This window comes from Vibrio sp. Of7-15 (assembly GCF_022347565.1).
Classification (GTDB): Bacteria; Pseudomonadota; Gammaproteobacteria; order Enterobacterales; family Vibrionaceae; genus NORP241.
Genome location: NZ_JAKRGH010000037.1, coordinates 17,363 through 30,105, shown reverse-complemented (window position 1 = coordinate 30,105; position 12,743 = coordinate 17,363). Strand labels below are relative to the sequence as shown.

General features: G+C 43.3%; 9 protein-coding genes and 1 tRNA gene. 7 read left to right on the top strand and 3 right to left on the bottom strand.

The window, feature by feature from the left end:
* Positions 1-12: 12 nt before the first annotated feature.
* Positions 13-97: transfer RNA gene (locus MHO82_RS23730), tRNA-Tyr, on the bottom strand.
* A 259-nt stretch (positions 98-356) separates the two neighbouring features.
* Here MHO82_RS23730 and MHO82_RS23725 point away from each other — a divergent pair.
* From MHO82_RS23725 to MHO82_RS23710, 4 genes are all read left to right on the top strand, one after another.
* Positions 357-1,439, top strand: coding sequence for an efflux RND transporter periplasmic adaptor subunit (locus MHO82_RS23725; protein ID WP_275440772.1), 1,083 nt, complete (start codon positions 357-359; stop codon positions 1,437-1,439).
* Positions 1,439-4,552: a multidrug efflux RND transporter permease subunit gene (locus tag MHO82_RS23720; RefSeq protein WP_239188689.1), complete on the top strand. Its 3,114-nt coding sequence runs from the start codon at positions 1,439-1,441 to the stop codon at positions 4,550-4,552. Before MHO82_RS23725 ends, MHO82_RS23720 begins: the two co-directional genes overlap by 1 nt.
* Before the next feature lie 140 nt (positions 4,553-4,692).
* Positions 4,693-6,144, top strand: a complete 1,452-nt coding sequence (locus tag MHO82_RS23715; RefSeq protein ID WP_239188687.1) for a hypothetical protein — start codon at positions 4,693-4,695, stop codon at positions 6,142-6,144.
* Positions 6,145-6,298: 154 nt separating this feature from the next.
* Positions 6,299-6,616: a DUF1244 domain-containing protein gene (locus MHO82_RS23710; protein ID WP_239188685.1), complete on the top strand. Its 318-nt coding sequence runs from the start codon at positions 6,299-6,301 to the stop codon at positions 6,614-6,616.
* Positions 6,617-6,688: 72 nt separating this feature from the next.
* Here the strand turns inward: MHO82_RS23710 and queC are convergent, their stop codons facing one another.
* Together queC and MHO82_RS23700 are read right to left on the bottom strand one after the other, a co-directional pair.
* A complete protein-coding gene (queC, locus tag MHO82_RS23705) occupies positions 6,689-7,375 on the bottom strand; it encodes a 7-cyano-7-deazaguanine synthase QueC (protein ID WP_239188683.1) in 687 nt (228 codons plus the stop codon).
* Between the two features lie 120 nt (positions 7,376-7,495).
* Positions 7,496-8,563, bottom strand: coding sequence for a PLP-dependent cysteine synthase family protein (locus MHO82_RS23700; RefSeq protein ID WP_239188681.1), 1,068 nt, complete (start codon positions 8,561-8,563; stop codon positions 7,496-7,498).
* A gap of 137 nt (positions 8,564-8,700) precedes the next feature.
* Between MHO82_RS23700 and MHO82_RS23695 the strand changes: the two genes are divergently transcribed.
* The 3 genes from MHO82_RS23695 to MHO82_RS23685 are packed head-to-tail and all read left to right on the top strand — an operon-like array spanning position 8,701 to position 12,694.
* On the top strand, positions 8,701-9,159 hold the full coding sequence (locus MHO82_RS23695) for an Lrp/AsnC family transcriptional regulator (RefSeq protein ID WP_239188679.1): 459 nt from the start codon (positions 8,701-8,703) through the stop codon (positions 9,157-9,159).
* A gap of 38 nt (positions 9,160-9,197) precedes the next feature.
* Positions 9,198-10,937 carry an ABC transporter transmembrane domain-containing protein gene (locus MHO82_RS23690; RefSeq protein WP_239188677.1) on the top strand — a complete coding sequence of 580 codons (1,740 nt, stop codon included), beginning with the start codon at positions 9,198-9,200 and terminating at the stop codon, positions 10,935-10,937.
* Positions 10,937-12,694: a SmdB family multidrug efflux ABC transporter permease/ATP-binding protein gene (locus tag MHO82_RS23685; protein WP_239188675.1), complete on the top strand. Its 1,758-nt coding sequence runs from the start codon at positions 10,937-10,939 to the stop codon at positions 12,692-12,694. The genes MHO82_RS23690 and MHO82_RS23685 overlap by 1 nt, the downstream gene beginning before the upstream one ends.
* Positions 12,695-12,743: the final 49 nt, after the last annotated feature.

Below are 12,743 nucleotides of genomic sequence, written 5' to 3'. Positions count from 1 at the left end.
AAATTGTAATAATGGTGGAGGGGGACGGATTCGAACCATCGAAGGCAGTGCCGGCAGATTTACAGTCTGCTCCCTTTGGCCACTCGGGAACCCCTCCACAAGTGCGGAGCGCATAATAACAAACATGATTATGCTGTAAAGGATTTTCTCGTCAAATTTGTTTGTCTGCTGGCTTTTTCAGCAAGCGAGCTACTATTTGAACTATAAAGGGCTTTTTCTTTATAAAGAGTCTCCCTAGCTACGCAATGCTGACACTTTTGAGATTAGATTTGCGTAGCTTTACATTGCTTTACTCTATAGCGGGTATTTGTTCGTTAAAATGGCATACAACAATGACTATAAGAATGATATCTCTAATGAAAAAACGTTTTTTATTGATCCCATTGGTAGCAGCAATGGTTACTGTGGGTGGTTACAGTTCATTTGCTCAAGGGAAAGCGCCAGAAAAACCCCGCCAACAACGTACTGTTCCTGTTGTAACCGATATGGTTGCACAACATGAAGTTTCTCAATCTATTTCTCTTATCGGTAAATTAGAAGCCGATCGTTCGGTGATCATTGCCCCCGAAATTACCGGTAAGATCAAGGCTATTAATATTACAGCAGATGAAAAAGTAGAGCAGGGCCAAGTGCTTGTTCAGCTCGATGACTCAAAATCTCAAGCGGCACTCTCTGAGGCAAAAGCGTATTTAGCCGATGAAGAACGTAAATTGGCAGAATACCAAAAGCTGATCAAACGTAGCGCAATCACTCAAACAGAGATCGATGCCCAGCAAGCCAGTGTGAATATTGCCAAAGCGAGACTAGCTGCCGCTAAGGCTGATCTTCAAGACCATTATTTAACAGCACCATTTTTGGGGACTACTGGCCTGATTGATTTTAGTTTGGGTAAAATTGTCAGCGCTGGAGCTGAGTTGATTTCATTAGATGACCTTTCAACTATGCAGCTTGATCTCAATGTACCAGAACGTTACTTATCCATGCTTTCAAAAGGCATGAAGGTCACTGCCAGCAGTAAAGCGTGGGCGGGGACGAATTTTACAGGGGAATTGATGGCCATTGATTCTCGTATTAATCCTGAAACGTTAAACCTCCGTGTACGTGTTCATTTTGAAAATGACGAAAAGAAATTAAAGCCAGGAATGTTAATGTCGGCCACGTTGGTTTTCCCATCCATTAACGAACCTGTTATTCCTGTTCAGGCTCTTGAGTACTCTGGCACTAAACGTTACGTGTACGTTGTAGATGAAAATCAAAAAGCACAACGAACAGAAGTGATTCTTGGGGCTCGTATTGAAAATGAAGTCTTGATTGAGCGTGGTGTTGAAATAGGTGATCGTATTGTTGTTCAGGGTTTGGTGAACATGCGTGATGGTATGGCAGTGAACGATTTAACTACGGCCAATACAGAACAAGCGGCAGAGAAGGAGAGTAAGTAATGTGGCTCTCTGATGTGTCGGTTAAACGTCCGGTAGTGGCGATTGTACTCAGTCTTTTATTGTGTGTGTTTGGTATTGTTTCTTTCTCTAAACTGTCCGTTCGTGAAATGCCAGATGTAGAAAGCCCTGTTGTCACGGTAATGACACGGTATGAAGGGGCTTCTGCTTCTATTATGGAAAGCCAAATCACCACAGTGTTGGAAGATCAGTTATCCGGCATTAGTGGTATTGATGAAATTACATCAACCACACGTAATGGCATGTCGCGTATCACCATTACCTTTGATCTCGGATGGGATTTAATTGAAGGGGTGAGTGACGTGCGTGATGCCGTTGCTCGTGGTCAACGCAGTTTACCGGATGAAGCTGACGATCCTATTGTGTCCAAAGACAATGGCTCTGGTGAGGCATCGGTATATGTCAATCTCAGTTCTTCTTTAATGGATCGCACTCAGTTAACGGATTACGCCCAGCGGGTACTTGAAGATCGTTTCAGCTTAATTACCGGTGTCAGCTCCGTAGACATGTCGGGCGGCTTATATAAAGTCATGTATGTAAAACTGGATCCAGAGTTAATGGCGGGGCGGAATGTGACGTCTGCGGATATTATTACTGCGCTTCGATCTGAAAACGTAGAAACACCGGGAGGTGAAGTTCGTAATGACACTACTGTGATGTCGGTCCGTACTGCTCGTTTGTACTATGAACCAGAAGATTTTGATTATCTTGTCGTAAGAAGAGCCAGTGATGGTACTCCTGTTTACCTGAAAGATGTCGCGGATGTCTACATAGGTGCCGAGAATGAAAACTCGACCTATAAAAGTAACGGTGTTGTGAACCTTAGCTTAGGTATTGTTGCCCAGTCTGATGCAAACCCGTTAGATGTTGCTCAAGGGGTTCATAAAGAAGTTGATAACATCCAGAAGTTCTTACCTGAGGGCACCAAACTGGTTGTTGATTATGATTCAACCGTGTTTATCGATCGCTCCATCACTGAAGTCTATAACACCTTATTTATCACTGGTGGTTTGGTTGTTCTTGTCCTGTACATCTTCATTGGTCAAGTGCGTGCAACCTTAATTCCTGCGGTGACAGTGCCGGTTTCTTTAATATCGGCATTCATGGCTGCGTATTATTTTGGTTTCTCTATTAACCTCATCACCTTAATGGCGCTGATTTTATCCATTGGTTTGGTGGTGGATGATGCCATTGTTGTGGTGGAAAACATCTTTCATCACATTGAAAAAGGCGAGTCTCCACTTTTAGCCGCTTATAAAGGCACACGAGAAGTTGGTTTTGCCGTTATAGCGACAACCTTAGTTCTGGTAATGGTTTTCCTACCAATCTCATTCATGGACGGTATGGTTGGGCTACTGTTTTCAGAGTTTTCTGTGCTGCTGTCAATGTCGGTGATCTTTTCATCTCTGATCGCATTAACGTTAACCCCAGTATTGGGTAGCAAAATGTTAAAAGCGAATATCAAGCCAAATCGCTTTAACAAAGCCGTCGATCAGTTATTCGATAAATTAGAACAAGGATATCGTAATCTGGTTTCTGGGGCGGTTCGCCTACGAGTGATTGCGCCGATTATTATCTTAGCGTGTATTGGCGGTAGTGCTTGGCTGATGAATCAAGTGCCTGCTCAACTTGCTCCACAAGAAGATCGCGGTGTTCTGTTTGCGTTTGTAAAAGGGGCAGAAGGCACCAGTTATAACCGTATGAATGCCAACATTGATATTGTTGAAGATCGTTTAATGCCTTTAGTTGGCCAAGGGGTACTGAAATCCTTCAGCGTACAAGCGCCTGCATTTGGTGGTCGAGCAGGGGATCAGACGGGGTTTGTTATTATGATCCTAGAAGATTGGGAAGACAGAACCGTTTCTGCCAAAGAGGCATTAGGAATGGTCAGCAAAGCACTGAAAAACATTCCTGATGTAATGGTTCGTCCAATGATGCCTGGCTTTCGAGGTGGGTCGAGTGAGCCTGTGAAATTTGTATTAGGTGGCTCTGATTACCAAGAGTTAAATCGTTGGGCAAAAGTGCTGCAAGATGAAGCGAATAACAGCCCAATTTTGGAAGGTGCCGATTTAGATTACGCTGAAACGACGCCTGAGTTGGTTGTTAGTATTGATCGCGAGCGCGCGGCTGATCTGGGCATTTCAGTTTCCGATGTTTCAGATACATTGGAGATCATGCTAGGAGGGAAAACCGAAACTACCTATATTGAGCGCGGTGAAGAGTACGATGTATATCTGCGTGGTGATGAAAACCAATTTAATAACGCGGCAGATTTAGGTCGTATCTATTTACGCTCAGATAAAGGGGAGCTAATCACGCTGGATTCTGTCACCAACATTGAAGAAGTGGCCTCGGCACAAAAGCTTAGCCATACCAATAAGCAAAAATCCATTACTCTGAGTGCGAACTTAGGGGAAGGGTACACCTTGGGTGAAGCACTGGACTTTTTAGATGAAAAAGCCATTGAGCTACTACCAAGTGATATCTCAGTAGATTATTCAGGTGAGTCAAAAGAATACAAAGAAAATCAAAGCAGTATTTTAATTGTCTTTGGTTTGGCGATGTTGGTTGCTTATCTGGTTCTTGCTGCGCAATTTGAAAGCTTTATTAACCCGTTAGTGGTGATGTTCACGGTTCCAATGGGGGTATTTGGTGGGTTCTTAGGATTGTTTTTTATGGACCAAGGCCTGAATATTTACAGTCAGATTGGCATGATTATGTTGATCGGCATGGTAACTAAAAACGGTATTCTTATTGTTGAGTTTGCGAACCAGTTACGTGATCGTGGTATTGAGTTTGAAAAAGCCATTGTAGATGCCTCTGCACGTCGCTTACGCCCGATTTTAATGACCGCATTTACAACTCTTGTGGGCTCTGTGCCGTTGATTATGTCGACAGGTGCAGGTTCAGAAAGCCGTATTGCGGTAGGTACGGTTATTTTCTTTGGGATGGCTTTTGCCACTTTCGTGACGCTTTTTGTTATTCCGGCAATGTATCGCCTCATTTCGGGGGCAACACATTCCCCAGGGTATGTTGAGGCAATGCTAGAGAAAGAGTTGCAGAAAGACGTGAAAGCGAGAACTTCCCATGGTTAGAAGTATTTAGCGATCTAGGTCGTATATAAAGCCCACAAGTGAGAATTTGTGGGCTTTTTCTCTTTTCAATGGCGTAATTCTTGCAATAGTATAAGGAATAGAAATTAGCTAGATTTTTGATAAATTTTAAGGGCGACGCAATGAACAAGGTTATTCCATTAGGATTGATGGTATCAGCACTGCTGACTGGCTGTGGTGGCGGTAGTGATGGCGGCAGCCCAAGCAGTGGTGGTGGGACTGCGCCAACAACGTATACTTGGCAGTTTGTTCAGCTAAAAACAATGACAGCTGCGAATATGGCAACGTACTGTGGTAGTGGCTCAACGCCCACTATTTTTGCTACGGATACTTCAGCAACCCCTAATAATTTTACGTTTGCAGCTAAAGCACCATTGATAGAAAGCATTGCTGTTTACAATAGCGATGGTTCAGTTTACACCGAAGGTTCTTTGTCGAAAAACTCCATTGATCCTGTGACAGGTGTGCTGAGTATTAGCGCAAATGACATTCCTGATGGGGGATACATTTCAGTTTATGATAAAGAGACTGGCGTTGAACATAATGTTTTAACCATTCAAAAAGAGTTGTTGAGCAACCTACTGATCAGCGTTCAAAAAGAACAAGGTAATCAGCAATGTTACACCGAGTCTTATATTGTTGAGTCAGACAGTACGACAAATGCAACATTAGGTACTGATTCTTCAATGGCAAAAACTGCTTTTGAGTCATATTTTAGTGGTAAGTCCACCCCAGATACTGCTTCTGCAAAAAGTGATATAAAAACAATCACATCTGGGGAGGATGTTTTGTTTACATCCTACGATTCAGCGGACAACATTAATGGGTATGCTTTTGTAGCAAGCAGTCAGTTACCAACAACAGCCACAATAATGCCTTTGACAGATACATTAACGATTAATATTGGTACGACGGCAGAGTGGGATGCATTAACTTCTGTTGCACTTGATGCGGTTTATAAAAATCAAACATACAGCTGGTTTGATTGGTCAACTGTCGCGACTGGTTCTGCATTAACTTCCGGTGTGACCCCTATTTCTAGCAGTTCTTCAGAGCAATACAGTACTAGAGCTATTGGTACTCGTTCGTCTTGGAACATTGAATCCGTGAATAAAGTGGCGAGTAACAGTCATTCAAGTACGGGCTTTAGTGGGACTTTGAATAATGTAGCACCAACATTAACGTCTTGTTCTGCAAGTGTATGTTCAGTAAATACCTCTTTAGGAATGAACAGCACAAATAATAATGCTTATCGTATTAGTTATAGTAAAACAGTGAGTAGTGTAACAACTAACCATGCAGTGTACTCTATAACGGATACTGTTAATCTTCCTCTAATCAGTGGTATTCCTGCTCCTGTAGCTGGAGATACGGTATACATGGCTGCATTTGATTCTGCGGATAGTTTGACATCAAACGTAACTGATTCTTTCATGGCGCGTTATAGCCAATATGGAATCAAAGGTGCGGTAGGAACATCACTTGATGCTGTTTCTGTATTAACACCTCCTGCGAATTTAATTAAAGAACGTGAAATTTTAGCGACTAATAGCTATTCGATTATTGAGCGTTAATCGTTAAGATACTTTCTTAAAAACCGCAGCACTCGCTGCGGTTTTTTCTTTTTAGCCTTCTTTATTCTCTTCCTCAAACAGTATAAACGCTGATTACTGCGCGTTATACTGTGGCGGCAGAAAGTAGTCAGATAACGATAAATAAGGAAGAAGTATGACTGAGTTCAATTACCAAAAATTAAGCCAAGAAGAGCAAGATAAGCTTGATGCTGCAGCATTTCGTCGCTTATTAAAGCATTTAGATGATAATAAAGACGTACAGAATATTGATTTGATGATCTTGGCGGGTTTTTGTCGTAACTGTTTTAGTAAATGGTACAAGGCAGAAGCCGACGAAAAGGGCCTAGATATTACTATGGATGATGCTCGTGAGCGTGTTTATGGCATGACTTACGATGAGTGGAAACAAAACCACCAACAACCAGCGACACCTGAGCAGTTAGCGGCATTTGAAGCGCGTCAGAAAAAATAATCTGATACAAAAAGCGGCCTGATGAATTGGCCGCTTCTTATGTTGGGTATTAGAGAGGTTTTGCCTGGAAGATCAGGACAGTTTCTCTTCTAATTCCTTCATGACAACATCTTTGTTATTTAAGTAATCATCTAAACCATTTTGGCGAAGATCACACGCAGGGCAATCGCCACAACCGCTACCAATCACACCGTTATAGCAAGTTAATGTGTGGTTACGCACGTAATCAAGCTTGTTGTATTTGTCTGCCAGTGCCCATGTTTGTGCTTTGTTCAACCACATTAATGGTGTTTCAATTTTAAGCTGACGATCCATACCAAGTACAAGAGAGTTATTGATGGATTTTACAAACTCATCACGACAGTCTGGGTAGCCAGAAAAATCCGTTTCACATACACCTGTGATCACCGCTTCCGCACCTAATTGGTACGCATAAATTCCTGCAAGGGTTAAAAACAGGATGTTACGACCCGGAACAAATGAGTTCGGTAACCCGTTATCTTGTAGGTCGTGTGAAACAGGGATGTTGTCGCGAGTGAGAGAGCTGATTGCGAGCTCATTAAGCAAACCTACATCCATTACTTTATGAGATGTGGCTCCAAGCTCTTTCGCTACTTGCTGAGCGACTTCAATCTCTTGGCTATGGCGCTGGCCATAATCAAAAGTAATACAGTGAACGTTATCGTAATGGGCTAGGGCTTGGATTAAACAGGTAGTGGAGTCTTGTCCACCACTAAAAACCACAATCGCAGTGCTCATGGAAAATACCTTGAAAATTGTAAACTATTCTTTGGCGCTCATCGTAAGCGAGATAGGGTAAAAAAGCCACCGACAAAGCGATGGCTCATTTAAATGCCCATGTGTGGTCGTTATGGTGGGCTATGAAAGTTGCGCGGTACTTTCAAACGCTTCTAATTTATTCAAGTAGGGCTGAAGATCGCCAATGTGTTCGGCGACCCACTCATCGTCATAATAGGTATCAAGGTAGCGCTCGCCGCTATCACACAACAAGGTTACGATTGATCCCGTTTCACCACGTTGTTTCATGTCACAAGCGAGTTGCAATGCGCCGTACAAATTGGTGCCCGTAGACGCCCCCGCTTTACGGCCAATTAGGCTTTCTAGCCAACGAACGGTGGCAACACTGGCGGCATCAGGGATGGTGCGCATTTCATCAATTACTCCAGGAATAAAACTTGGTTCAACACGCGGGCGACCAATGCCTTCTATTTTACTTCCCACATCAATGGTGAGATTTTGGTTGCCTGTTTTATAGTATTCATGAAAAACTGAGTTTTCAGGATCAACAACGCACAGTTTAGTATTGTGCTTTTGGTAGCGAATAAAGCGGCCAATAGTCGCAGAAGTGCCTCCTGTGCCTGGGTTCATCACAATCCAAGTAGGAACGGGGTGGTCTTCAAGCTTCATTTGATTGAAGATACTGTCGGCAATGTTATTGTTACCACGCCAGTCTGTCGCACGTTCGGCAAAGGTAAATTGATCCATATAGTGGCCATTTAACTCTTTCGCTAAGCGGCGAGATTCGGCATAAATCTCATCAGAGCGTTCAACAAAATGGGTTTTACCGCCGTACATGGTAATCTGCTCTATTTTTTTGCAAGCTGTGTTTTTAGGCACAACCGCAATAAAAGGCACCCCAATTAATCGAGCAAAGTAGGCTTCAGAAACGGCGGTACTGCCTGATGATGACTCAATAATAGTGGTTTCTGGGCCAACCCAACCGTTGCTGATGGCATACAAAAACAGAGAGCGGGCTAAACGGTGCTTCAAAGATCCTGTTGGGTGAGTACTTTCGTCTTTAAGGTACAGATCAATACCAGTTAAACACGGTATATCCAGTTTTATCAGGTGAGTATCGGCTGAACGTTGGTAATCGGCTTCAATCTTCCTGATCGCATTGTTAATCCAGTTATGATCGGTACACATAAATTTGTTCCTTTTATTATGATTATCTTTATCTAATAAGTGTAATTTACCTATAGGTTAGGAGAAAAACTTTGTTATATTTGCTGTAAGATGTTTATTTAGGAGAAAATAATTCTCCTCTGGTCAGGTTTTAAAGTATGGAACTAGATAGAGTCGATAGGCAGTTACTGTCATTGTTACAGCAAGATGGCACGCTGGCACTGGCGGATTTGGCAGAAGCGGTTAATTTAACCACGACCCCTTGTTGGAAGCGGTTAAAACGTTTAGAAGAGTCGGGCATTTTACAAAAAAAAGTAGCATTGCTTGATCCTGAGAAACTGGGGTTATCCTTCATTGCTTTTGTTCAGATAAAAACCAGTAATCACTCTCATGAGTGGTATAGCTGTTTTGTTGAAACCGTGTCTGAATTTCCTGAAGTCATGGAGTTTTATCGTATGGCTGGTGAGTATGACTATATGATGAAAGTGTTAGTTGCAGATATGAAAAGCTTTGATCATTTTTATAAAAAACTAGTGAACAGTATTGAAGGGTTAACCAATGTGACATCCACGTTCGCTATGGAACCTTTGAAGTACACCACAGCATTACCCATATAAAGAGAATACGTTCTTTCGCATACATATACGGAGGTTTTATGCGGATTTTTAGCCAGCTCAGTTGGTATTTTCGTTGTCAGTGGCGAAAATATTGCGGTGCTATTTTTATTCTATTCATCGTCTCTGTGATTGAGCTGGTGCCACCCAAAGTAATTGGTTGGATCGTGGATGGAGTTGTAGATGGCTCTCTGTCTAGTCACGATCTTGCCTTATATCTTGGTGGTGTGGCGGCGTTATGGTTATTGGTGTATGGCTTGCGGATTTTATGGCGAGTCTGGTTATTTGGTGCAGCGGCTGAATTGGGCACAGTACTGAGAAACCGTTTATATCGTCATTTTTCTTCTCACCCCCCTCGGTTTTTTGAGCGTTATAAAACGGGGGATTTGATGGCACGCTCGACCAATGATGTGAATGCGGTCGTCATGACAGCGGGTGAAGGGGTTCTTACCGGAGCCGATTCTTTAATCAGCGGTGTGGTGGTGTTGGTGGTAATGACCACTCAACTTAGCTGGGAGCTTACGCTATTGGCGTTGTTACCGATGCCGATCATGGCACTGTGTGTCAATAAATTAGGTACTCGATTACATGGCAGATTTAGTGCTTCTCAAGCGGCCTTTTCCACGTTATCAGAAACCACACAAGATTCTTTGAACGGCGTGCGTATGATCCGCGCATTTGGTTTAGAGAAGCATCAGCAGCAAGCGTTTGATAAAGTCACCGATGACGTGGGTGAAAAAAACGCCGCAGTGGCTCAAGTGGATGCGCTGTTTGATCCTGTTATTTACATGACTATTGGCATGTCTTTTTTCTTGAGTGTATCTGGTGGTGGTTATTTGGTGTATACCGAGCAGCTTACTCTTGGGGATTTAACCGCCTTCACGTTATATCAAGGGTTAATGATATGGCCTATGTTAGCCATTGCTTGGCTGTTTAATATTATTGAACGAGGCTCGGCGGCTTGGAATCGATTAAATACGATTTTTAAAGAAGAACCAGACATTGTTTCTGGCACGATAGAGCTAACTTCTGAGCCTCAAACCCTATCGGTTGATGTGAGTTCATTCACGTGGCGGGGTCAGCAGCAACCAGCGCTTGGCAAGTTGTGTTTTCAGCTAGAGCCCGGTGAAGTATTAGGTATTGCAGGGCCTGTTGGTAGTGGTAAATCGACGTTACTGGCACTGTTGCTTCGTCTGCAAGAGCTGGGAGAAGGGAAGATCCATTTTAATCAGGTAGAAATCAAACAAGCCGACTTGGAAATGTGGCGTTCTCGTTTTGCAGTGGTCAGTCAAAGCCCGTTTCTATTTTCTCGCAGTATTGCCGACAATATTGCTTTGGGCGATCCGAAAGCCAGTTTAGCTCAGATCCGTGAAGCGGCCTCATTAGCTTGTATCGATGAAGACATCATGAAGTTCCCAGATGGCTACGATACCTTAGTAGGTGAAAAGGGCGTGACGTTATCTGGTGGTCAGAAGCAGCGTATTGCAATTGCCAGAGCACTACTGCTGAACGCCGAAATATTGATATTAGATGACGCGCTTTCTGCCGTGGATGGTCGCACTGAGCACCAAATCTTAGCCAATTTAGGGAAAGCGGAACAAAAACAAAGCGTGATTGTGATTGCTCATCGCCTCACCGCATTAGAGCAAGCGGATCAAATCTTAGTCTTAAATCAAGGGCAAGTGGCAGAGCAGGGCACACATAGTGATTTGCTTCGCACCGGACAATGGTACAGCGAAATGTATCAATATCAGAAATTGGCATCGGCGTTGGAGGCATAATGAATCATAAACAAGTGCTACTAAGGCTATTAGGGTATGTTTTTAACCAGCCAAGGAAGTTAGCTATCGCCTGTGCTTTGTTATTTACAGCGGCACTGGCGGAGGTATCTGGCCCTTGGTTGATTAAATTATTTTTAGATGATTATGTGGCCGAGAATTTTTTTCCGGTCCAATCATTGGTCGCATTAGCCGGAGGCTACATTTTACTGCAAGTGCTTTCTGCGTGGCTTCACTACAAACAATCTATTCAGTTTAATCACCTTGCTATTGAAGCGGTTCAAACGGTTCGAAAACAAGTTTATCACTCGGTGATGAATCAGCCGTTAGCCGCGTTTGACTATACGCCTATTGGAAAACTGGTGTCTCGCATTACCAATGACACAGAGTCGTTAAAAGATTTATATGTTCAAGTGCTTGCGACTGCGTTGCGTAATGTAGTGCTTATTGTTGTCATGCTGATTGTGATGAGCCTTCTTAGTTGGCGACTGACGCTGGTGGTGATTGTTTTACTGCCGAGTATTTGCGGCATTATGTATTTTTATCAGCGTGTGAGTGCGCCTGCTTACAGTAAGGTGCGGGATTTACTGGCTGATCTCAATGCGTCGATGAGTGAGTCTATTCAAGGTATGGGGCTGATACAGCTCATGCGCCAAGAAAGGCGATTCAGTGAAGAATATGGGGAAATAAACAGCGAGCACTTACGAGCTGAAATCGGTATTACGCGCCTAAACAGCTTCTTGTTAAGGCCCTTAATCGACTTACTCTCAGGTTTGGCTTTATTAGCTTTAGTTGCCACTTTTGGTGTTAGCGGCGTTGAGCTGGTGGGAGTTGGGGTTTTGTATGCGTTTATTAGTTATTTAGGGCGAGTAACAGAACCACTGATTGAAATGACTCAGCAATTGTCACTGCTTCAACAAGCGATTGTGGCTGGTGAGCGTTTATTTGAGTTAATCGATGCTGAGCAGCAGCAGTATGGGGGCGATACAAAACCTTTACAGTCTGGTGATATTGAGCTGAACCAAGTGAATTTTAGTTACGATGGGCAACAAAAAGTATTAAATAACATTAACTTGGTTTTACCTCATTGTGGATTTTTAGCGCTGGTTGGCCATACAGGCAGTGGCAAAAGTACTCTAGCTTCTTTATTGATGGGCTTCTACCCGCCAACGGAAGGCGATCTGAAGCTGGATAACCGGAAAATAGACACATTAGCGCATTCAACGGTAAGGCAGGGTATCGCCATGGTGCAGCAAGACCCGCACGTATTAAGCGAATCGGTTCGAGATAACATTGTGCTTGGCCGTGACGTTAATGATGAGGCGGTGTACCACGCTTTACAGCAAGTAGGCCTAGCCGATTATATTGAACAGCTACCAGAAGGGCTACATACTCAGCTTGGGCAGGGTGAAGTGAACTTATCGGCGGGCCAAAAGCAGTTATTGGCGCTAGCACGGGTATTGGTAGAAAAGCCTAAGATCCTTATTTTGGATGAAGCCACTGCTAATATTGACTCAGGAACAGAGCAGTTGATCCAAACGACATTGGATTCATTGCGCAAAGACATGAGCCTAGTGGTGATAGCGCATCGTTTATCAACGATCATGGACGCCGATGAAATCATGGTTTTGCATCATGGCCACATAGAAGAGCGAGGGACACATCAAGAGCTACTGCATCAGCAAGGCCGTTATTGGCAAATGCATAAGTTGCAGCAAGTTGGTGAACATTTACAGGAGCTTGAAAGTACGCCGTCGTAAAAGGTGTTTGAAAGCGGTGAATTATAAGTCATGCTCCCGCACGATGGAT